The organism is Mycobacterium cajalii (assembly GCF_045809005.2).
GTDB lineage: Bacteria > Actinomycetota > Actinomycetes > Mycobacteriales > Mycobacteriaceae > Mycobacterium.
Genome location: NZ_CM141436.1, coordinates 4,913,883 through 4,935,290, shown reverse-complemented (window position 1 = coordinate 4,935,290; position 21,408 = coordinate 4,913,883). Strand labels below are relative to the sequence as shown.

15 protein-coding genes and 4 pseudogenes are annotated in these 21,408 nt (G+C 67.4%); 13 read left to right on the top strand and 6 right to left on the bottom strand.

The window, feature by feature from the left end:
• Positions 1 to 13: 13 nt before the first annotated feature.
• Positions 14 to 1,249 carry an IS256 family transposase gene (locus tag ACJ512_RS23350; protein ID WP_369741377.1) on the top strand — a complete coding sequence of 412 codons (1,236 nt, stop codon included), beginning with the start codon at positions 14 to 16 and terminating at the stop codon, positions 1,247 to 1,249.
• A gap of 43 nt (positions 1,250 to 1,292) precedes the next feature.
• Here the strand turns inward: ACJ512_RS23350 and ACJ512_RS23345 are convergent.
• Positions 1,293 to 1,571 (bottom strand): annotated as a pseudogene (locus ACJ512_RS23345) (IS1380 family transposase); the annotation flags it as partial.
• Positions 1,572 to 1,668: 97 nt separating this feature from the next.
• On the opposite strand from ACJ512_RS23345, the pseudogene ACJ512_RS23340 reads away from it, so the two are divergent.
• The 5 genes and pseudogenes from ACJ512_RS23340 to ACJ512_RS23320 all read left to right on the top strand — a co-directional run.
• Positions 1,669 to 2,586, top strand: a pseudogene (locus ACJ512_RS23340) (MmgE/PrpD family protein); the annotation flags it as partial.
• Positions 2,587 to 2,669: 83 nt separating this feature from the next.
• Entirely contained in the window at positions 2,670 to 4,397 is a 1,728-nt protein-coding gene (locus ACJ512_RS23335) for a DUF3556 domain-containing protein (RefSeq protein WP_407686227.1), read from the top strand.
• A 625-nt stretch (positions 4,398 to 5,022) separates the two neighbouring features.
• Positions 5,023 to 6,072, top strand: coding sequence for a hypothetical protein (locus ACJ512_RS23330; protein ID WP_407686228.1), 1,050 nt, complete (start codon positions 5,023 to 5,025; stop codon positions 6,070 to 6,072).
• Between the two features lie 267 nt (positions 6,073 to 6,339).
• Positions 6,340 to 6,639 carry a PE family protein gene (locus ACJ512_RS23325; RefSeq protein ID WP_407686229.1) on the top strand — a complete coding sequence of 100 codons (300 nt, stop codon included), beginning with the start codon at positions 6,340 to 6,342 and terminating at the stop codon, positions 6,637 to 6,639.
• A gap of 15 nt (positions 6,640 to 6,654) precedes the next feature.
• The gene (locus tag ACJ512_RS23320; RefSeq protein WP_407686230.1) at positions 6,655 to 7,833 is read left to right on the top strand and encodes a PPE family protein; all 1,179 of its coding nucleotides are present in this window, start codon (positions 6,655 to 6,657) and stop codon (positions 7,831 to 7,833) included.
• Positions 7,834 to 7,842: 9 nt separating this feature from the next.
• On the opposite strand, the gene metE is transcribed toward ACJ512_RS23320, so the two are convergent.
• From metE to ACJ512_RS23300, 4 genes are all read right to left on the bottom strand, one after another.
• On the bottom strand, positions 7,843 to 10,128 hold the full coding sequence (metE, locus tag ACJ512_RS23315; protein WP_407686231.1) for a 5-methyltetrahydropteroyltriglutamate--homocysteine S-methyltransferase: 2,286 nt from the start codon (positions 10,126 to 10,128) through the stop codon (positions 7,843 to 7,845).
• 237 nt (positions 10,129 to 10,365) lie between these two features.
• Positions 10,366 to 11,004 (bottom strand): SDR family oxidoreductase, encoded by a 639-nt coding sequence (locus tag ACJ512_RS23310; RefSeq protein WP_407686232.1) that lies wholly within the window; start codon positions 11,002 to 11,004, stop codon positions 10,366 to 10,368.
• Positions 11,005 to 11,048: 44 nt separating this feature from the next.
• Positions 11,049 to 11,891, bottom strand: a complete 843-nt coding sequence (locus ACJ512_RS23305; protein WP_369737405.1) for an SDR family oxidoreductase — start codon at positions 11,889 to 11,891, stop codon at positions 11,049 to 11,051.
• Positions 11,892 to 11,968: 77 nt separating this feature from the next.
• Positions 11,969 to 13,276: a TetR/AcrR family transcriptional regulator gene (locus ACJ512_RS23300; protein WP_407686233.1), complete on the bottom strand. Its 1,308-nt coding sequence runs from the start codon at positions 13,274 to 13,276 to the stop codon at positions 11,969 to 11,971.
• 363 nt (positions 13,277 to 13,639) lie between these two features.
• Here ACJ512_RS23300 and ACJ512_RS23295 point away from each other — a divergent pair.
• Positions 13,640 to 13,711, top strand: a pseudogene (locus ACJ512_RS23295) (PPE domain-containing protein); the annotation flags it as partial.
• Between the two features lie 133 nt (positions 13,712 to 13,844).
• Here ACJ512_RS23295 and ACJ512_RS23290 read toward each other — a convergent pair.
• A pseudogene (locus ACJ512_RS23290) lies at positions 13,845 to 14,039 on the bottom strand (SDR family NAD(P)-dependent oxidoreductase); the annotation flags it as partial.
• 191 nt (positions 14,040 to 14,230) lie between these two features.
• Here ACJ512_RS23290 and ACJ512_RS23285 point away from each other — a divergent pair.
• The 6 genes from ACJ512_RS23285 (at position 14,231) to ACJ512_RS23260 (ending at position 21,382) form a co-directional block, all read left to right on the top strand.
• On the top strand, positions 14,231 to 15,877 hold the full coding sequence (locus ACJ512_RS23285) for a nitric oxide reductase activation protein NorD (RefSeq protein ID WP_407686272.1): 1,647 nt from the start codon (positions 14,231 to 14,233) through the stop codon (positions 15,875 to 15,877).
• 143 nt (positions 15,878 to 16,020) lie between these two features.
• The gene (locus tag ACJ512_RS23280; protein WP_407686234.1) at positions 16,021 to 16,863 is read left to right on the top strand and encodes a CbbQ/NirQ/NorQ/GpvN family protein; all 843 of its coding nucleotides are present in this window, start codon (positions 16,021 to 16,023) and stop codon (positions 16,861 to 16,863) included.
• Positions 16,864 to 16,926: 63 nt separating this feature from the next.
• On the top strand, positions 16,927 to 18,045 hold the full coding sequence (locus ACJ512_RS23275; protein WP_407686235.1) for an ABC transporter substrate-binding protein: 1,119 nt from the start codon (positions 16,927 to 16,929) through the stop codon (positions 18,043 to 18,045).
• 4 nt (positions 18,046 to 18,049) lie between these two features.
• On the top strand, positions 18,050 to 19,195 hold the full coding sequence (locus ACJ512_RS23270) for a spirocyclase AveC family protein (protein ID WP_407686236.1): 1,146 nt from the start codon (positions 18,050 to 18,052) through the stop codon (positions 19,193 to 19,195).
• Positions 19,188 to 20,168, top strand: a complete 981-nt coding sequence (locus ACJ512_RS23265) for an SDR family NAD(P)-dependent oxidoreductase (protein ID WP_407686237.1) — start codon at positions 19,188 to 19,190, stop codon at positions 20,166 to 20,168. Before ACJ512_RS23270 ends, ACJ512_RS23265 begins: the two co-directional genes overlap by 8 nt.
• Positions 20,168 to 21,382 carry a cytochrome P450 gene (locus ACJ512_RS23260; RefSeq protein ID WP_369737412.1) on the top strand — a complete coding sequence of 405 codons (1,215 nt, stop codon included), beginning with the start codon at positions 20,168 to 20,170 and terminating at the stop codon, positions 21,380 to 21,382. Before ACJ512_RS23265 ends, ACJ512_RS23260 begins: the two co-directional genes overlap by 1 nt.
• Positions 21,383 to 21,408 lie beyond the last annotated feature (26 nt).

The window sequence follows — 21,408 nt, the reverse complement described above, 5'->3', positions numbered from 1 at the left end:
CGCGGCGCGGCGGCTGGCCGAGATGTTCACCGAAGAGACGCTGGACTCGTTGATTAAGGATGCGGTGAAGACCGGGACCCCGATCGACGGCGCGGACGGTTTGCTGAACCAGCTGACTAAGGCCGTGCTGGAGCGGGCGCTGAATGCGGAGCTAACCCACCATCTGGGCTATGAGGCCGGCGATCCGGCCGGACGCGGATCGGGAAATTCGCGCAACGGCACCACGCCGAAAACGGTGACCACCGTCAACGGCCCGGTGCAGATCGATGCGCCGCGTGATCGCAACGGCTCGTTTGAGCCGGCGATTGTGCCGAAGAAGACCCGCCGGCTCAACAACATCAATTCGGTGGTGTTGTCGCTGTATTCACGGGGAATGACCACCCGCGATATCGAAGCCCACCTGCAGGAGGTCTATGGGGCGTCGGTGTCGCGGGAGTTGATCTCCAATATCACCGAGGTGGTGGTCGATGAGATCAAGGCCTGGCAGGCCCGCCCGCTCGATGAGGTCTACCCGATCCTCTACATCGATGGGCTGCGGCTGCGGATCGGCGACAACGGGGTCATCACCACCAAGGTCGCCTATTTGGCCATTGGCGTGGATCTGGAGGGCCGCAAACACGCCTTGGGCTGCTGGATCCAGGACTCCGAGGGGGCGAAGTTCTGGCAGAAGGTCGTCATCGACCTGCGCAACCGCGGGGTGCGCGACATCCTCATCGCCTGCTGCGACGGGCTGACCGGTCTGCCTGATGCGATCCGCTCGATCTATCCCGATACCGTGGTGCAGACCTGCGTCGTGCACGTCATTAGGAATGCGATGCGCTTCGTGTCTTATAAGGACCGCAAGAAGGTCGCCACCGCGATGCGGGCGATCTACAGTGCGCCGACCGTCGATGGAGCCGAACTCGCACTCAAGGAGTTCGACCAGCAATTCGGCGCCCAATATCCGGGTGCAATTGACGTGTGGCACAACGCCTGGGGGGAATTCGTTCCGTTCCTGGACTATCCGGTGGAGTTGCGCAAGATCGTCTACACCACCAATGCGATCGAGTCGATCAACTTCCAGTTGCGCAAGATCACCAAGAACCGTGGTCATTTCACGGACAAGGACGCCGCGATGAAGTTGCTGTACCTCGGGCTGCGCAACATCTCCAGCGAGAGAGGAGGCTATTCGGGTACTGGAACGCACAACTGGACTGTGGCGCTCAACACACTCGCCAGACTATTCCCTGGGCGAATCCCATTGTGCTAGAATACAACTCGTAGTCAAATCACCTCTGACTTACACAGAAATCGTGACAGGCTCGCTTAAGGTGCAGGTGCACCTTAAGCAACTGCAGGTCCTCGTCGATCCGCTCGACCAGCCCCAGCCGGGTCACCAGCCGGTGCAGCGCGGCGATGCCACCGAAAGCGGTGGCGTCGATGTTCGCACCGACCTCATAGCGCACCACACCCGTGTTCAGCATCGGCGCGGGCTGCGCGCCCCAACTCCCCGCCCGCGCGTGCCGCGCCGCCACCCTACGCCGCCGCGCGGCGATGTTCCGCCTACTCTGCTTATGGGTTATCCTCTTCACCACAAAGGCCTTTCCTGCCGGGCTGCGTTGAGACCGCAAAACCCAACCAGGATAAGGCCTTTGCCAAATTCTCACCCGCCGACACGCTTACTGAAGGACTAGTACTCGCCAGTCGCGCAAAGGCCTGATCTCGAGCTGGAAGGCCTTCGCGCCGGCGCACGCTGGAAAGGTCGCCATCGAAGCGGTCGACCGCGCGATGCGCGGCGAGGGATCGCCGGCGCCGATCTGGGAGGGCGAGGACGGCGTCATCGCCCGGCTGCTCGGCGGGCCGGACCGCGAATACCGGGTGCCGCTGCCCGCTCCTGGCGAGCCCAAGCGCGCCATCCTCGACAGCTATACCAAGGAGTATTCGGCGGAGTACCAGAGCCAGGCGCCGATCGACCTGGCGCGGCGGTTGCGCGCGCGCCTTGCGGCGTCGGAGGGCGGACTCGATCGGATCGAGGCGATCGTGTTGCACACCAGCCACCACACCCATGTGGTGATCGGGACCGGTTCCGGGGACCCGCAGAAGTTCGACCCGGACGCGTCGCGGGAAACGCTCGACCATTCGCTGCCTTATATTTTCGCGGTCGCGCTGCAGGACGGCAGCTGGCACCACGAGCGCTCCTACGCGCCCGGGCGCGCTCACCGGCCCGACACCGTGGACCTGTGGCGCAAGATCTCCACCGTCGAGGATCCGGAGTGGACCCGCCGCTACCACTCGACCGATCCGGCCGAGAAGGCCTTCGGCGCGCGGGCGGAGGTGCGCCTGGCCGACGGCGAGGTGATCGTCGACGAACTGGCCGTGGCCGACGCGCATCCACTGGGCGCCCGGCCATTCGGCCGCCGGGAGTACATAGCGAAGTTCGCCGAACTCGCCGGCGGCGTCGTGAGAGCCGCCGAGCAGCGAAGGTTCTTGTCCGCGGTGGACTCCCTGGCCGATCTGCGGGCCGCGGATCTGCATGCTTTGAACGTCGTGATCGATCCGCGGGTGCTGCAAGCCGCGCCCGCGACACCGCCGGGGATCTTCGGATAGCCGCCCTGGGCTCCCACTCGACCAGGAAACTCTGACCCGAAGATCAACGCATCCGACTAGAACACGTTCTAGTCTGTGAAACCATGGGATTCCTCAAGCCCGACCTGCCGCAAATCGACATGGCCGAATGGAGCAAGGGCACCCGCAGCGAGAAAATCCGTCCGATGGCCCGGCACTGGGCCGAGGTCGGGTTCGGGACGCCCGTCGTCCTACACCTGTTCTACGTGGCGAAAATACTGCTCTACATCCTCTTCGGATGGCTTTTCGCGTTGGCCACGAACGGCATCCACGGGTTCACCGGCGTCGGGTCGTGGTGGTCGGAGCCGATCGTGTTCGAGAAGGTCGTCCTCTACACGATGTTGTTCGAGGTGGTCGGCCTGGGCTGCGGGTTCGGGCCGCTCAACAACAGGTTCTTCCCGCCGATGGGCTCGATCCTGTACTGGATGCGCTTCGGCACCATCCGCCTGCCCCCGTGGCCGGACCGGGTTCCCTGGACCAGGGGCACCAAGCGCACGCCGATCGACGTGGGGCTCTACGGGCTGCTGCTGGTGGTGACGCTGGGGGCACTGCTCTCCGACGGCACCGGCCCCGTGCCGGAACTGGGCACCACGGTCGGCCTGCTGCCGACGTGGGAGATCGTGCTGATCCTGCTGCTGCTCGGCGTGCTCGGCCTGCGCGACAAGGTAATCTTCCTGGCCGCCCGCGGCGAGGTCTACGGCAGCCTGGCGGTGACCTTCCTGTTCGGCGGGATCGACATGATCGTGGCCGCCAAGCTGGTGTTCCTGGTGATCTGGATGGGCGCGGCGACCTCCAAGCTCAACAAGCACTTCCCGTTCGTGATCTCGACGATGATGTCGAACAACCCGCTGGTGCGGCCCCGCTGGCTGAAACGCCGCTTCTTCGAGAAATTCCCGGACGACCTGCGGCCCGGCTGGCTATCGCGCTGGCTCGCGCACCTGAGCACGGCCGTCGAGATGCTGGTGCCGCTGGTGCTGTTCTTCTCCCACGGCGGCAAGCCGACCATGGTGGCCGCGATCGTGATGGTGTGCTTCCACCTGGGCATCCTGGTGTCGATCCCGATGGGGGTGCCGCTGGAGTGGAACGTGTTCATGATCTTCGGGGTGCTGTCGCTGTTCGTCGCGCACGCGGGCATCGGGCTGAGCGACGTCAGACACCCGGTGCCGGTGGCGATCCTGTTCATCCTCGTCGCGGGCACCGTCGTCCTGGGCAACCTGTTTCCCCGTAAGATCTCGTTTCTGCCGGGCATGCGGTACTACGCCGGCAACTGGGACACCACGCTGTGGTGCATCAAGGGATCGGCGAACGACAAGATCACCCGGGGCATCGTGGCGATCGCCAGCATGCCGCAGGCCCAGCTGGAGCGCTTCTACGGCAGCCCGGAGGCGGCGCAGATTCCGATTTACATGGGATATGCCTTCCGCGGCTTCAACACTCACGGTCGGGCGCTGTTCACCCTTGCCCACCGCGCCATGGCCGGCCAGAACGAGGACGACTACGTCATCACCGACGGCGAGCGGATCTGCAGCACGGCCATCGGCTGGAACTTCGGCGACGGCCACATGCACAACGAGCAGCTGATCGCCGCCCTGCAGCAGCGTTGTCACTTCGAGCCGGGGGAGGTGCGCGTCGTCCTGCTCGACGCGCAGCCGATCCACAAGCAGACCCAGCAGTATCGCCTGGTCGACGCGGCGACCGGTGAGTTCGAGCGCGGGTTCGTCAAGGTCGCCGACATGGTGACTCGTCAGCCCTGGGCCGACGACGTTCCGGTCCACGTGCACGCGACCGGGTGAGCGCTGTCACTCACGGGACGTGAGGCGCTGGGCTGTTTCCGAGTGGGTACCCGGCGGCACGGGCACAGGCGTTTGCCCGCTACGCGCCCTTTGGTCCACGCGGCGCCGTCGGTGGTAGCCCGCCCCGCCGGGAACTCGCAGACGGCAAATGTCACGACGGCTTAGGCCGCGCTCACACCGGGCCGCATGTCGTACCGTAGCAAACGGACAGGAGGCTGTCCGATCCTGAACGCGCTGTGACGTAGACGACTCCGCTAGTTTGCTATCCAGTGATATATGCGATCCGGCCACTCGCCTCGAACCGACCTCGGCCGCTGATTCGGGGGGTTATCGCAGCTCGACGCGCTCCCAAATCGATATTTCACACGTGACTTGCCCGTAATACTACTCTCAGGTAACATCCGTCACAGCGCTGTGACGCGCGCCATACTCCACACCCAGCAAAGGAGTAGTCATGACAATAACCTCAACTGCCGATCGACAGGGCGTGGCAGCCTGGTCGCCGGCGGGCTCGTCGACCCGCATGCGGCCGTATCTGGCCGCCGGCGTCGCGATGATGGGTGCCAGCCTCATCGCGGTCAACCCGCTCACCCCGACCATCGCCAACGACATCCAGGAGCGCGCGGTGCGGCTCACCGACTCGGTGGTCGCCGATGTCGGCGACTTCGCCGCCAACGTGGGCACCGCGCTGCCGGGCTCGCTGGACATGAGCGGCTTGGCCATTGCGGCGGCCTCGATTCCGCCGGCGGTCAACCCGATCGTGGAGTGGCTGAACGTATTTCAGACGGCGGGCTCCAACCTGCAGAGCATCGCCGACACCTGGCTCGCCGACCCGTTCCCGGTGCTGGCGCAGGTGGCCAGCAACCAGATCGGCTTCGCCGACACTTTGGGCAGCAACCTGCAGACGCTGGGCAATGGCGTCTACGACCTGCTGACCCAGACGTTGCCACCGCAGATCACCACGCTGATCGACGGCATCCAGGCCGGGGACATCGCCTCCTCGGTGAGCACTTTTAACTCGTCCCTGATTTTTGACCTGTTACCGCTTGCTACTCCGCTGTTGAATATCGCCGATATTCCCGGTGAGATGCTGACAAATTTGTCGACCACGGTCAGCGACAACCTCGCCAACAGCGTGTTGACGTTTTTGCTCGGCTTCAACGGCATGATTTTTGCGCAGTCACAGGGGACCGCAAACGGACTGCAGCTGGCGCTGGATGCCTACAACGCCGGGCAGTACCCCACCGCGTTGGTCGACCTGCTGAACGTGCCTGCCCTGAGCGTGGGCGGTTATCTCAATGGATCAACAGGCCCGTTTGACCTTGGTGTTCTGCAAACAGGTGGACTGGTCGATGCGCTGGTCAACGAGATTCCCCAGGACTTCGCGAAATCGCTGGTGCCCACTGGGGGAACGGCGGCCACCTGGGGCGGGGTTCTCGACCAGCTGGGCACCCTGTTGTTCGGCGGGCTGGAATCTTACTTCGGGGTGTCTCCGGCGGCTTTTGATCCCGTCGCCGCGTTCGATCCCGCCTCGTTCAGCGCCGCTTTCGACCCGGCCGCGTTGTCGATGGCGTTCGATCCCGCTGCCGTCACGGACATCGGCTCGATGCTGGCCGCCGACCTGGCGCCCAACCTGAGCACCATCGCGCTGGATCTGCTCACTTCGCTGCTCTGAGTCACCGTCCCTGCGACCAGTCTTCCCGCGGGCGCCACCCGCGGGAAGACTGGTCGCTCGGCGTTGCCGAATCCGTTGCTGCGTAGCTGAATTCGGTGAAAACCGCACCGTATTCGCAGCGGCCGGGCTACGATGGCGGGAACTGCTGGGACGCAAGCCAGATCAGTTGTCCCCGGCAGGTGCCGCGCCTAATCGCTTCGGTCACAGGAGAATTTGGTCCCCGTTGCCGGGATGGCCGGCCGACATTAGTGACAGGAGGTGGAGGTCGTGTCCTTCGTAACGGCTCGACCGGAAATGCTGACCGCCGCGGCGGGAAGCTTGTCGAGGATCGGATCGTCGATGGCGTCCAACAATGCGGCGGCGGAAGGGCCGACCACCGGGGTGGCGCCGCCGGCGGCCGACCAGGTGTCCCAACTGGTGGGCACCCACTTCGCCGCGCACGGGTTGGCCTACCAGACCATTGCGTTGATGGCCAACCAGATCCACGAGGCGTTCGTCAACGCCCTGTCCACCGGCGCCACGTCGTACACGATCACCGAGGCGGCCAACGTGGCGGCGGCCGGCTAGGGCAAGGCGGCCACGGTGTTCTTCTCCTTTTTCCCCCCCGAAATCATCTCCGGGATGATGTACTCGGGCCCGGGCTCGGGGTCCCTGGCGGCGTCGGCGGCGGCGTGGGATGGGCTGGCAAGCGACCTCTACGCGACGGCGGCTTCCTATGAGTCGGTGATCGCGACCCTCACCAGCGGATGGGCGGGCCCGTCGGCGATGGCGATGACCGCGGCAGCCGTGCCGTACGTGTCGTGGATGGGCGCCACGGCCGCGGCAGCGGCCGAGGCCGGCGCGCACGCGAGCGCGGCGGTGGCCGCGTTCGAGACGGCGTTCGCGACGACGGTTCCCCCGCCGGTGATCGCCACCAACCGGGCGGTGCTCGCCGCGTTGATCGCCTCGAACATCTTCGGCCAGAACACCCCGGCCATCGCGGCGACCGAGGCCGACTATCTGGAGATGTGGGCCCAGGATGTGGGCGCGATGAACGGATACGCCGCCTCGGCCGCCGGTGCGCTGCAGACGCCGGCGTTCAGCGCGCCGCCGGCGATGACGAACCCGGCGGCCGCGCTGACGCCACTGCTGACCAGTTCCGGAGCCGGCGCGCTGTCCGCGCTGACCACGCTGGGCGTCGAGCTGCAGGCGACGCTGGGGTCGCTGACGACGTCGGCCCCTGTGGCCGGGTTTCTCAACGCCACCGGTCTGGGTTCGTTGGCGAGCGGGGGCGGTCTGACCCAGGCGTCGATCTATCCCATCGAGGGCGGCTACTACGCGGCGATGATGGGCAGCATCCCGGCGCGCATGTTCATGAGCATGGGCAACTCGGCTGGATCCTCGGGAATGGGGCTTACCGGCAGTCAGGCGCTGTTCGACAGCATCGGCCAGTTCGTCAGCAGCAAGATGCAGGTGGTGGTCGGCGGGATCTCCAATCAGCTCAAGAGCTGGGGATCGACCGTCTCGGCCCAGCTGGCGCACGCCACGAAATTGGGTGGGCTCTCGATCCCGCCGGGCTGGTCGACGGCCGCGCAGGGCGTCAGCCGCGCCGCGCCGGTGCTGCCACCGACCAGCGTGGCCAGCCCCGCGTTGACGCAGGCATCGGCCATGCCGAGCAGCCCGTTCGGCCAGGCGCTGATGGGAGCCCTCAGCGGGCGGGGTATCGGCAGCATCGGCAAAGTGCCGGCCAAGATCCTGCCCCGCTCACCGGCCGGGGGTTGATCGCCGCGGTCAGCTCGACACCCCGGCCCGCACCTCCTGGGCCGCGGCCACCATGTTGCGCAGCGACGCGGTCACCTCGTCGACCGAACGTGTCTTCAGCCCGCAGTCGGGGTTCACCCAAAGACGCTGCGCCGGAAGCGCTTTCAGCGCGGCACGCAGCGACTCGGCCATCTCGGCGGTGCCGGGCACCCGTGGTGAGTGGATGTCGTAGACACCGGGTCCCACGCTGTTGGCGAATCCGATCGAGTTGAGATCGTCGAGCACCTCCATGTGCGAACGCGCCGCCTCGATCGACGTCACATCGGCGTCCAGGTCGGAGATCGCCCCGATCACCTCGCCGAACTCCGAGTAACACAGGTGGGTGTGGATCTGCGTCGAGTCGGCGACGCCGGAGGTGGCCAAGCGGAAAGCCTCGATGGCCCAGCGCAAGTACTCGTCCTGGGCGGCGCGGCGCAGCGGCAGCAGCTCCCGCAGCGCGGGTTCGTCGACCTGGATGATCGAGATGCCGGCGGCCTCCAGGTCGACGGTTTCGTCGCGGATGGCCAGCGCCACCTGGTTGGCCGTGTCGGCCAGCGGCTGGTCGTCGCGGACGAACGACCACGCCAGGATCGTGACGGGCCCGGTCAGCATGCCCTTGACCGGCTTGTCGGTCAGCGACTGCGCATAGGTGATCCACTCGACCGTCATCGGCCGGGGCCGGGACACGTCGCCGTAGAGGATCGGCGGACGCACGCAGCGGCTCCCGTAGGACTGCACCCACCCGTTCCGGGTGGCCAGGAACCCGGCCAGTTGCTCGGCGAAGTACTGGACCATGTCGTTGCGTTCCGGCTCACCGTGTACCAGGACGTCGAGGCCGAGTTGCTCCTGCAGCGTGACGACGTCGGCGATCTCCTGCTTCATCCGGGCGACGTATTCGGCCTCGGTGATCTCACCGGAGCGAAAAGCCGCGCGCGCCTTACGGATCGCGGAGGTCTGCGGATAGGAGCCGATCGTCGTGGTCGGCAGCGGCGGCAGGTGCAGCCGCGCCTCCTGCGCGGCGCGGCGCTGCGCCGATTCGCCGCGGTGCACACCGGAGCCGAGGATCGAGGCGATGCGGGCCCGAACCTGTTCGTTGTGCAGCCGCGGATCCTCGCGGCGCGAGGCGGCAGCGGCATCGGACGCCGCGATCTCCGCGGCGACCGCGTCGCGTCCGTCGCGCAGTGCCCGTGCCAGGGTCACGACCTCGGTGACCTTTTCCTGCCCGAACGCCAGCCAGCTGCGCAGCTTTTCGTCCAGCCCGGTCTCCGGGTCCAGCGAGTACGGCACGTGCATCGTGGAGCACGACGTGGAAACCGCGACCGTGGTTGCCGAATTCAGCAGCGTGTCGAGCTTGCCCAGCGCCGCCTCCAGATCGGTACGCCAGACATTGCGTCCGTCCACGATGCCGGCCACCAGCGTCTTGCCGGCCAACTCGGGCGGCCCGACTATGGAGGCGACCGCCGTGTCGGCGCCGGCCACCAGGTCGACGCCGATCGCTTCGACGGGTGTGCGGGCCAGCGCCGCCAGGGACGGGCCGGGGTCGCCGAAGTAGGTGGCGACGTGGATGCCGGGCCGGTTGCCGAGCGAGCCCAGCGCGTCATAGACGCGCTCGGCCAGGGCGGGTGCATCGGGGCAGATGTCGGTGACCAGCGCCGGCTCGTCGAACTGCACCCACTGCGCGCCGGCGTCGGCGAGCAGAGCCAGCAGCTCGGTGTAGATCGGCATCAGCTCTTCGAGGCGTTCGATCGGTGCGTCCGCGCCCTTGATGCCCTTGCTGAGCAAAAGGAAGGTGACCGGGCCGATGACGACGGGCCGCGCCGGGATCCCCTGGCCGAGAGCTTCTTTCAGCTCGGACAGCACCTTGCCCGCGTTCAGGGTGAAGCGGGTGGTGGGCTCGATCTCGGGGACCAGGTAGTGGTAGTTGGTGTCGAACCACTTGGTCATCTCCAGTGGTGCGACGTCGTCGTTGCCGCGGGCGAGGGCGAAGTAGCGATCCAACTCGTCGGGAATGTCGGTCACGCGTTGCGGCAGCGCGCCGAGCATGAACGCCGCGTCGAGCATCTGGTCGTAGTAGGAGAACGTGTTCACCGGCACGGAGTCCAGGCCCGCGCCCGCCAGCCCCGACCACATGTCGCGCCGCAGTGTGGCTGCCACGGACGCCAGCTCGGAGCGGCTGGTCCGCCCGGCCCAGTACCCCTCGGTCGCGCGCTTGAGTTCGCGATTCGGGCCGATGCGTGGGGAGCCGGTGACTGTGGCGGTGAATGGCTGGGGGGTCACGGTCTGGTCCTATCGCTCGACGGAATGTGGTCACCGCCCGCGGCGGTGCACGCCTTTTGCGCAACGCCCACAGCAAAACGCCCATTCCACCGGGCGGTGAGCCACCGGACGCGGCGCGCCCGGCACGACTGCCGGCTGGCCTGCGTGGCGCTACCAAGGACGTGCCGGACTCTGACCGGGTTCCCTGCCGCGTCGCACGTCTAACCTGCCGGGTTCGACGCCGACCGCGAAGTCGGGTCAGCGTGCCAGCGCCTCGGCGACGGGGGTTTCGCCGTTGTTGAAGTCGATGGTGCGACCGATCGTCGAATCGTCCGCGAGCGCGGCGGCCACGACCAGGGCGACATCGGCCCGGGTGACCTCGTGCCCTGCGCCGACCACGATCCGGCCCGTCGGCGCGTCGAGGGTGAGCCGACCCGGCCCGAGGATCGTCCAATCGAGGTCGCTAGCCCGCAGCCAAGCATCCGCGGCCGCCTTGGCCTCGGCATAGGGGAAGAACGAATCGCTCGGCGGTACGCCGTGATCCGCGCCCGCTCCGAAATACGAGACCATCACGAAGCGCCGCACCCCGGCCCGCGCGGCCGCGTCGATCGTCCGGATCGCCGCGTCCCGGTCGACGGCGTAGGTCCGTTCCGGGCTACCCCCGCCGGCCCCGGCGGAGAAGACGACCGCGTCGTGCCCGGCGAGCAGGCCGGCCAGCGCATCGGTGTCCAGCCGCTCGATGTCGGCGACGACCGGCGTGGCGCCGGTGGCCGCGACGTCGTCGCCGTGGTCCGGATTGCGGAACACCGAAGCCACCTCGTCACCGCGCTCGGTCAGGATGGGGGCCAGATGCAGCGCGACCTTCCCGTGGCCGCCGATGACGACGATGCGTGACATACCCCGACGGTAGCGCGGTGGTCCCGACCGGGGGCAACCCGCTGCTAGAGCTTCACCCGCCCCATGATGATGTCGATGATGGGCTTACCGGGCGGGTAGGCGCCGGTCAGCGACGCCATCGTGTGTCCGTAGTCCACCAGCAGCGTGATGCCGTTGATACCGAAGGCGGCGGCGCTGTTGAGGAACGCCATCACGTCACCCATCTGCTCCGGCGTGTGAACCTTCGAACCGGTCTCGTCGCGATAGTCCTGGGCGAACGTCAGCCAGAGGTCGGCGTTGGCCTGGGCCAGCGGGGTGTCGGTGGGGCCGGGGCAGATCGCGTTGATCCGAATGCCCTTCTTGAGCAGGGGATAACCCTGTGTTGCCACGTAGGCGTTGACGACCTTCTTGGAGAAGCCGTAGTGGATGATGCCCTCCGACTCGTGCGCCTTGACCCAGTCCTGCGCGGCCGCGAAGTCGCCCAGGGCGAGGAACTCGTTCAGCAGGTCCAGGTCGTTCTCCCACCCCATGCCGGCCACCGAGGAGATGAAGCAGATCGCCGAGCCGGAGGGAAGCTGGTTCTTCTCGAGCAGGCGATCGATGAGATACCGGTGGCCGAGGAAGTTGATCGCCATCAGGTCGGTCGTCCCCTCGGCGATGCCGGCGGCCGAGAAAACGGCGTGCACGGGGCCGTCCAGCTGCTCGAGCGCGGCATCGATCGAGGCGGGGTCGCGCAGGTCCACCTGGATCGACTTGGCGACGTCGTAGTTCACCGGCGCGTAGTCCATGACGATGACTTCGGCGCCGAGCTCCCCGGCCGACTTCGCCGCCGCGGCACCCATGCCGGTCGCACCGCCGACGACGAGCGCCCGCTTACCGTCATAACGCAACCGATCGACGATGGTCATGGAAATCCCCTTCTCGGTAACTGCTAACCCGGTTCTAACCGCCCAACTGTATGGGTAACAGTTTTTTGGTTCAATACCTAACCGCTTCGAACCGCGACGCCGCGCAAAACCGTGTCACGCGCATGCAGCAGCGCCGCGCGGGTGCCGATGTTGCGAAGGATGTTCTCCGGTATCCACTGCAAGCCGACGACGCACCGTGCCAGCATCGCCGTCGAGGGGGCTTCGATGGCGATCTCTCCTGACTTGATGCCCTCGGAGAGAAGCGATTTCATCTGCCGAAGCCTCGTGGCATACAACCAGCCGGGGTTCGGGCTGTCCGGCGGCGATTGCCGCATCCAGGCCAGCTGAATCCGGAACTCGTCGGAGAACCGGTCGAGTGCGTTGACGTTGACCCAGCTCAGTGCGTCCAGCTTCTCGACGGGCGTGGCATCCGAGCGCAGGACCTTGACCCAGCCCGCCTCCACCTTCTTGCCGAAGGATTCCATGATCGAGGCAAGCAGTTCGTCCTTGGACCCGATCACTCGGTAGACGGTCCCGGTGCCCATGCCGGCGGCCGCCGCGATGTCCCTGATGGTGGTCACCTCGTAACCCTTGCGACCGAACACGGTCCGCGCCACCGCACGCACGTGGGCGGCTTTGTCGCTGGGATCCGCGTCGCTGTCGTCGGCCCAGGTGTCGATGACCTCGTTTGCGGCGGCAAAGGCCTGGGATCGGTCCAGGGCCGCATCGGCGGGTGAGCGGGTCGCCAACCCCTGCAGGATGATTCGGCAGAGGAGGCTCGCAACCTGGTCGGGCGAGGAATCGTGGCGCATCACGGCGAGCCCGACCTGCAGCATTGTCTGGCAGATGCGGTCGGCCAGGACCGGAAGGTCGATGTCGGGTTTGATGTACCCGCTCCACCGCCCGGCGCGCAAGGCCTGCAGCATCGCCTCCTGGATGGCCACGGGCTGCCGCCGGGTCAGCTCGATCAGCTCGGGATCCGAACTCGGCCCCTCATAGAAGGACATCTGCAGCGCCGCACCGTGCTGCACGGCGCAGCGGGCGATCGCCGACCCGAGCTCGATGATCTTCTCGGGTACCGGTCGCGCGTCGGGTGCGTCCAACTTCGCCTGCGCGGTCCGGCCGATCCGATCCAGATCGTCCTGGTAGCGGCGGATCAGTTCGACCAGGATCGCCTCTTTGGACTCGAAATGGTGATACAGGCTGCCCGGCAGGATTCCTGCGGCGTCGGCGATCTCCTGTAGCGAGGTCCGCAATCCCGAGGACGCGATCAACGATGCCGCGGTCTGCAGGATCTCGGTGCGACGGGTGCCGGAGTTCTCTGCGTGGTTCGCGCGCTCGGCTTCCGGCGGGCGACCCTTGGGCAGCGAGTTGGCTTTGGCCATGATCAGCGGTGGTCGAGCTGTGGCGAGTGCGGTTTCGCGGCCCTGCGCATTCGTCCTCCCGCCGAACCAAATCTTTGTTGGAGGCTATCAGACGGGGTGCGCCAAACGCGCTGCACAACGCGTTGCCACCATCGTAGAGGCCGGCGGACGGCCCGAGGGGGGCCGCGGCCCCGGCCGCGCCCGGGCCGGCCGGGGCGAGTGCGGGCGCCCTCTAATAACGATTTCGCCGAATTGGGGCTTGCCTACCTGCCAGCGCCTTACCATTTCACCATCTTGCAAATAGTCTCTATAGGGGACTATTGCTATAGATAACCGTTGAGCCGGTGCGGAGACATTGGTGCGGGCAGCTGTGGTGGGGTTGTGATGGTTCTGGATTTCTCGTGGTTGCCGCCGGAGGTCAACTCCGCGCGCATGTTCACCGGGCGGGGATCGGGTTCGTAGATCATGGCGGTCGAACCGCTTCATCCATGGCCACCCGGCATCGCGCTTATCCCGCGTCGCTCACACACTTCCAGCACCTGATCGAAGATCGACGTGGGTATGTAGAACGCTTCGGTGCACGACATCTGCTCGAGATTATGCCGTGCGTTTCGCCTTCGATGGCAATCACGTTGGTCAATCCGACCAGTCCCGCCTTTGCCGCGGCGTAGTGCGCCTCCATCGGTTGACCGAAGACCCCCGCCGAGGACGAGACGAACACGAAACGTCCGCCCCCGCTTTTCTTCATCTCGCGATAGGCGGGCTGCGAAAGATGGAAGCCGCCAGCGACAACCGCCACGCGGTCGGTGAAGTCGATCATGATGCACTCCCCGTAGCCTGCAGCCGGCGCCGCGATGCGATTGACGGCAATGGCACCGGACTCTACGGTGGAACAGATATTTGGTCAACGCAGTCCTGCGGTCGGAGGTGAGCGTGCCGAGCGAGGATCGCGCAGCCCGGGTCCAGACACTGGGCATGCTCGCGTCCGTACTCGCGGGCCGAGGGGTCGCGGTGGCCGAGTCGAAACCGGGCGAATCCCCGTGGACGGACGGCCACACGCTTTATCTCGATCCGTCCGCCAGAGCCCGCGCCAATCTCGAAACCGTTGCGGTGCAGGCCTCGATGATCGCCGCCGGCAGCCTGGAACCCGACGTTCTGCGCCGCCTGCGCCGCCGGCCCCGGCTGGCGAGGCGCTATCTGGCGATCGAAGCTCACCGCGCACTGGCCGGCAACAGCGGTTTGCTGCCGGGAATCCTGGCATCGTTGGCCGACCGCGACATCGCGGGCCGGAGCGACTCGCCCGCGCAGTCGCTGAGGATCGCCGAGGGCCGGAGCACGATCGCGGACCCGGCGCCGGAGTTCGGCGAGATCCGCGCGGCCAGGGTGCTGGCCGGCCGTTCCCGCGCGGCCCGACGGGGCGATCCGGCACCCGGACACGTCCCGCGACGCGGCGCCGGGGGAGAACCGGAAGACCTCGACGACGGCGAAGTCGACGATTCCGACGATGCGGACATGTTCACCAGCCCGGTCGGCGGCGGCGGTTTTCTCGGCAAGTGGCTGAAAAAGCTGCTGTCGTCGGTGCGTAAGACCGGTGGCGGTGGCGGACCGGCCGGCGCGGACACCCCGACGCATCGGACGAACGCGGCGAATCGCGGGCAGCACGCCGTGTCGTCGTCGGCGGCGACGTCGATCGAGGACCTCGGCGACCCCGAACGTCGCACCGGTGGCCTGACGTATCCGGAATGGGACGTGGCGCGCAGGAAGTACCGGCCCGCGTGGTGCACCGTGCGCGAGCTCGAGCCGAGGATCAAGGCGCGGGCGACGCACGCGATCGACGACGCCGTCAGCGTGCGCCGCCCGCTGTCACGGCTGGGCATGGGCCTGCACCGCGGCCACCGCCAGTCCCAGGGCGACGACATCGACATCGACGCCGCGGTCGAGGCCCGGGTCGAGGCGCTGGCCGGATCGCTGCCCGGCGAGGCGGTCTACCTGGACAGCCTGCGGCGCCGGCGCGACCTGTCGGTGCTGCTCCTGCTCGACGTCTCCGGGTCCGCGGCCGAGCCCGGCACTTCGGGGCGCACGGTGCACGAGCAGCAGAAAGCGGCGGTGGCCAAGCTGCTGGTCGCGCTGCACGACCTGGGTGACCGGGTCGCGCTCTACGGTTACTACTCGCAGGGCCGCGGCGCGGTGAGCGTGGTGCCCGTCAAACGGTTCGACGACCACCTCGACACCCGGGTCATGAAGCGGCTCGACAGCATAGAGCCCGGCGCGTACTCGCGCCTCGGTGCGGCCATCCGCCACGGCTCGGCGGTCGTGGAAGCGCGCGGCGGCACGTCGCGGCGGTTGTTGGTGGTGCTGTCCGACGGAATCGCATACGACCACGGATACGAGCGCGCCTACGGTGCCGCGGACTCGCGCCGCGCCCTGGCCGAGGCCCGCCGGCGCGGCACCGGCTGCGTGTGCCTGACGATCGGCGCGGGAACCGACGTGCGGTCGCTACGCCGGGTGTTCGGCGACACCGCCCATGCGACGATCGCGCGCCCGGATCAGCTCGCCGGGGTGATCGGACCGCTGTTCCGGTCGGCGCTGCGGTCGGCGGAGGTCCGGCGCCGGGTCTCGTGACGTGCACTCTCTCGGGTTCACGATGATGCTTGTCGCACAACGTAGTTGAGGGCAAAGGGGCACGATGTCCCCTCCCTGATGTGCGCTTGAAACAAACATCTGTTCCGGATACGCTGCAACCACAGCGTGGCGAAAGGGAAGTTATGGCCGAGGAGCCCGGGCTGGCGTTCCGCAACGGCGCGGCCTCGGAGGCGGTGCGGCCCTACTACAAGGCGCTCGGCAACGAGGAGGCCATCTTCAAGGCGGCCCACCGCCAGGGTCTGGCGCTCCTCCTGAAGGGGCCGACGGGGTGCGGCAAGACCCGGTTCGTCGAGGCGATGGCCCACGACCTCGGCCGGCCGCTGATCACCGTGGCCTGCCACGACGACCTCACCACCGCCGACCTCGTCGGCCGGTACCTGCTGCAGGGCGACGAGACCGTGTGGGTGGACGGCCCGCTGACGAGAGCGGTGCGCGAGGGGGCCATCTGCTACCTCGACGAGGTGGTGGAGGCCAGGCAGGACACCACCGTGGTACTGCACCCCCTCGCCGACCACCGGCGGCAGCTGCCCATCGAGCGGCTCGGCGTCACGCTGGACGCGGCCCCGGGTTTCGGTCTCGTGGTGTCCTACAACCCCGGCTACCAGAGCGTGCTCAAGGACCTCAAGGATTCGACGCGCCAGCGGATGGTGGCCATCGAATTCGACTTCCCGGCCGCCGAATTCGAGGAGGGGATCGTCGCGCACGAGGCCGGGGTGGACGGTGCCACCGCGGCCGAGCTGGTGCGTTTCGGCCAGGCCATCCGCCGGCTCGAGACCGGCGGCCTGCGCGAGGTCGCGTCGACCCGCGTGCTGATCGCGGCGGGCAGGCTCGTCGCGGCGGGGCTCGCCATGCCGGACGCCGCCCGGGCCGCCATCGCCGGGCCGCTCACCGACGACGTGGCGGTGGGCCGGGCGCTGGGCGAGATGATCGACCTCTACCTCGGCGGGGCCGGCCCCGCCGATTGACGCTGTCTGCCAGCGCAGCTAGTGTCTGAACAAATATTAGGTTTTCCCAGGCGGGCAGGTCGAATGTCCTACGAAAGCAGCGCAGAACCGATCAAGGTCGGTTACCTCATGGACTTCACGCTCCCACCGCAGTTCCCGGAGGAGATGAAAGCCGACTTCACGCGGTGCTTCGACCTGATATTCGCCGAGGCCCTCGCATCCGGGGTGCTGGACCGGCCCGTGCAGATGGTCTACCGCGAAGTGGAGGGATTGCCCAAGGGATCGGTCAAGGCGGTGATCGACGCGTTCGGAGCACTCGTCGACGACGGGTGTCTGGTGGTGTTCGGGCCCCACATCACCGACAACTGCGTGCCGACCCGCGAGGCGATCGAGGAGCGTTTCAAGGTCCCGGCGATCAGCGTCACCGGCACCGACGACTGGTTGGGCGAATGGACGTTTGCCTTCCCGCAGGGATCGATGACCGACGAGCCCATCTTCATCGCCGACCTCCTGGCCAAGCGCGAACTGTCCGAGATCGGAGTTCTCGTCGAGCAGAACCTGATCGGCGAAAGCTACCTGAGGAATCTGCGTAGTGCGTGCCGGCGCAAGGGCATCCGCATCGTCGCCGAGGCGGCCATTGCGCAGACCGCGCAGGACGTCGACGAAGCGGTGCGCTCCCTGCACGATGCGAAGGCGGACGCGATCGTGCACCTAGGCTTCGGGTTCGGGATCGTGTTCATCAATCCCGCGCTGCAGGCCGTCGATTGGGACCCACCCAGATTCACCACCACGGCCTTCCAGAACGCCTGGGTGAACCCCGTCATGTGGGACGCGTTCACGGGCTGGATCGGCGTCGACCAGTACGACGAGCAGAACCGGCTCGGCCAGGACTTCCTCGACCGCTACGCCGCAGCGTACGGCGGCAGGCGCCCCGAATACTGCGTGCCCGTGGTCAACCGGGACGTCGCCGCGACGCTGGTGCGCGCGTTCACCGACGCTCATCCGCTCAGCCCGCGTGGGGTCAAGGAGGCGCTGGAGCGGGTGAAGATGATGCCCGCCGCGGCCGGTGCGCCCGGTACCCGCGTGTCGTTCGGCAAGTGGACTCGACGGGCCTGGATGGGCGCCGGCTACCTGGTCGCTCGGACGCTCGACGCCGACGGCGTCAGCTCGCATCCGGTCGACCGGTTCGGAGAGGAAGGCTGATGCCATGTCCGCGGACCAGTCGCTGACCGTGGGCGAGACACCGGTCCGGCAACCCGGGGGCGCAGGGCGCGGCTGGGGCGGATGGATCGCCGGCGCCGCCGTGGCCGCGTTCGTGGCCTTCTTCATCGCGAACTGCCGCGTCGCCCTCGATCCCCGCGTCGCGAACCCGAAGGTGCAGGGCCGGCCCCGCCCGGTCAGGTTCATCTTCGGCCTCGATTACATCGCTTTCCTGCAGATTTCGACCGTGATCATGCTGATCGTGCTGCTCGTGGTGTTCATCAGGGGCTGGCGACGCAACCCGGGCAGCCCGGTGATGCTGATGTTCTTGTGCACGACCCTGATCGTGTGGCAGGACCCGATCATGAATTGGGCGCCGTTCGCGGTCTACAACCCCGATCTCATCCATTGGCCCGAGTCGTGGCCGCTGGTGTCGCTGTCGCCGACGGTCGAGCCCTTCGTCGTATTCGGTTACGTCACTTTCTATTTCGGTCCGTACTTCCCGGCGATCTGGATCCTGCGCAAGCTGCAGGTCAGGCACGGCCCCGAGGCGTTCGTGTCGCGGCACCCGTTGGTCAGCCTGGGCGTGCTGACCTGCGCCATCGGCTTCGTCTTCGACGCGTGGCTGGAGATCCAGCTCGTCCACACCGGCATGTACATCTATTCCCAGGTGATCCCGTGGGGTTCGGTGTTCACCGGCACGACATTCCAGTTCCCGCTGATCTGGGAATCGTTCTCGGTGACCTTCGTGATGGTGCCCGCCGCGATACTCTGCTACCGCGACGACACCGGAAAGTCGGTGGCCGAGAAGCTGGCCGCGAAAGCCAAGGTCTTCCCCGGCCGTCCGGTGCTCGGCACGTTCCTGGTGATGTTCGCGATCATCAACGTGTCCTACTTCGCCTACGGGGCATGGTTCGCCGTGATCAAGATCAGCCACGCGGCGACCTCCGTGGCCTGCCCGTGGCCCTACCCGGAAGCCAAAGTGTATGACCCGCAGGGCTTTTACGAAAAGGCGGGCGCCCAGGGGCCCTACTCGGTGGGCATCTGGTCGACCTGGGCGAGTGGGGAGCCGAACGGACGGCCCCATGTCGAAGCGCCGCCGCCCGGTCATGGGCCCTGCGCGACTTCTTCGTCACCGAGCGCGAATGGCTGAGGCGCGCGCGGTCGTCATCACCGGCGCGTCCCGCGGCCTGGGATTCGCCTCGGCGGCGCGGCTCTATCGCGAGGGCTGGCGCGTGGTGGCGGCCATGCGGAACCCGGCCACCGGGATGCCGCCGCTGCGCGCGGCAGCCGGCGCCCTGCCCGACGACGACCGGCTGATCGGCGTGCACCTCGACCTGCTGGACACCGCGTCGGTGGCCGCCGCGGCCAAGGCGATCGAGGAAGCCGTCGGTGCGCCGTACGCCATCGTGCACAACGCGGGCATCTCTGCGGCCGGGATGGTCGAGGAGACCGATATCCGGTTGTGGCAGAACATGTTCGCCACCAGCGTCCTGGGTCCGGTCGAACTCACCAAGGCATTGCTCCCGGGCATGCGGGCAGCGGGTGAGGGCCGCATCGTGCTGGTGTCCAGCGCGGCCGGGGTCCGCGGTCAGCCCGCCACCGCGCCGTACTCGGCGGCCAAGGGAGCGGTGGAGCGGTGGGGTGAATCGATGGCCTGCGAGATCGCGCCGTTCGGTCTCGGTGTCACCGTTTTGGTGGCCGGCACCTACGACACCGACATCATCACCGACGCGGGCACCACCGACAACCGCGACTTCAGTGGCCCGTATGCCCGGCTGCACAACACCATGAACACCCGTGGGAGGGCCGCGATGAAATTGGCGCGGCCACCCGAACGGTTCGCCGACGGCCTGCTCCGGGCGCTGGACGACCGGGGCCCGTTCCGCCGCCGCGGCGTCGGCCCCGATGCCTCGATGCTGCTGGCGGCCAGCAGAATTCTGCCCGTGTCGGGCATGCACCACATGTCCCGGGTCGTGCTGGGCATACCGCGGCAGGGTTCGATGCGGGACGGCGCCTGGCCGCTGACCGCGGCGCAGCGGGCGATGGTGTTCGCCGCGCGGATTCTGCCGCAGCCGGTCCTGCAGCGCTTGGCGGCCCGCAAAAGCGAAGTGAAGGAGCGTTGATGGAACAGCTTTTCGACGACCTGGAGGACTTCGGCGCCTTCGACGCCGCGGTCTCCGGGGACGTGCGCGACCCCTACACGGAGTTGGCCCGGCTGCGCCGCGAGGAGCCGATCCAGCGTCTGGACGTCTCCGGGATGCCGCACGAGGAGTCCAAGCCGGTCTTCATCGTCTACCGCCACGAGGAAGCCCAGCAGATGCTGCGCGACAACGAGACGTTCTCGTCGGCGGGCGTGATCGCGGCGTTCGGCCCGGTGTTGGGGGAACGCGTGATGCTCGGCATGGACGAACCGCTGCACGGCCGGCTGCGGTCGTTGGTGTCGAAGGCGTTCTCGCAGAAGGCGTTGGCGCGGTGGGAAGACGAGTTGGTGGGGCGCGTCGGCAACAGCCTGATCGACAAGTTCGCGGGCAACGGCAGGGCCGACCTGGTCAAGGAGTTCACCTTCGACTACCCCAGCCAGATCATCGCGGGCCTGCTGGGCCTGCCGGAACAGGACTATCCGCAGTTCCAGCGGTGGTCCATCTCCCTGCTGAGTTGGATCCTGAATCCGGAACGGGGTCTTGCCGCGTCGGCCGCCCTCTGCGACTACTTCGCGCCGATCCTGCAGGCGCGCCGCGCCGATCCGCGGGGCGATCTCATCAGCGGGCTGGCCCAGGCCGAGATCGACGGAGAGAAACTCGAGGACGAGGAGATCTACTCGTTCTTGCGCCTGCTGCTGCCCGCGGGGGTGGAGACGACCTACCGGTCGCTGGGTAGCTTGTTGTTCGCCCTGCTGTGCGACCCCGCGCAGTTGGACGCCGTCCGTGCCGACCGGTCGCTGCTGCCGCAGGCCATCGAAGAAGGCGTGCGGTGGGAACCACCCCTGCTGACCATCACCCGGGTCGCCACCCGTGACACCGAACTCGGCGGGGTGGCGATACCGGCGGGCTCGACGGTGATGCCGATGCTGGGGGCCGCCAACCGGCAGGAGGACCGCTACCCCGACCCGGACACGTTCGACATTTTCCGGCCCGCGCGCTCGCACCTCGGCTGGGGCCACGGCGTGCACGTCTGCCTGGGGATGCACCTGGCGCGGCTCGAGATGCGCACCGCCGTCAACCTTCTGCTCGACCGGCTGCCGAACCTTCGGCTGGACCCCGACGGCGACGACCCGCACATCCGCGGGCAGGTCTTCCGGTCGCCGACGTCGCTGCCGGTGCTGTTCGATCCTCGATAGCCGACCTGACAGCGGTTGAAACTTGC

Excerpts from the sequence above, each read along its gene's own strand:
- ACJ512_RS23335 (WP_407686227.1), top strand. The coding sequence starts at position 2,670 with ATGGGATTCCTCAAGCCCGACCTGCCGCAAATCGACATGGCCGAATGG.
- ACJ512_RS23310 (WP_407686232.1), bottom strand. The coding sequence starts at position 11,004 with ATGTCACGCATCGTCGTCATCGGCGGCCACGGGAAGGTCGCGCTGCAT.
- ACJ512_RS23305 (WP_369737405.1), bottom strand. The coding sequence starts at position 11,891 with ATGACCATCGTCGATCGGTTGCGTTATGACGGTAAGCGGGCGCTCGTC.
- ACJ512_RS23300 (WP_407686233.1), bottom strand. The coding sequence starts at position 13,276 with ATGGCCAAAGCCAACTCGCTGCCCAAGGGTCGCCCGCCGGAAGCCGAG.
- ACJ512_RS23285 (WP_407686272.1), top strand. The coding sequence starts at position 14,231 with ATGCTCGCGTCCGTACTCGCGGGCCGAGGGGTCGCGGTGGCCGAGTCG.
- ACJ512_RS23280 (WP_407686234.1), top strand. The coding sequence starts at position 16,021 with ATGGCCGAGGAGCCCGGGCTGGCGTTCCGCAACGGCGCGGCCTCGGAG.
- ACJ512_RS23275 (WP_407686235.1), top strand. The coding sequence starts at position 16,927 with ATGTCCTACGAAAGCAGCGCAGAACCGATCAAGGTCGGTTACCTCATG.
- ACJ512_RS23270 (WP_407686236.1), top strand. The coding sequence starts at position 18,050 with ATGTCCGCGGACCAGTCGCTGACCGTGGGCGAGACACCGGTCCGGCAA.
- ACJ512_RS23265 (WP_407686237.1), top strand. The coding sequence starts at position 19,188 with ATGGCTGAGGCGCGCGCGGTCGTCATCACCGGCGCGTCCCGCGGCCTG.
- ACJ512_RS23260 (WP_369737412.1), top strand. The coding sequence starts at position 20,168 with ATGGAACAGCTTTTCGACGACCTGGAGGACTTCGGCGCCTTCGACGCC.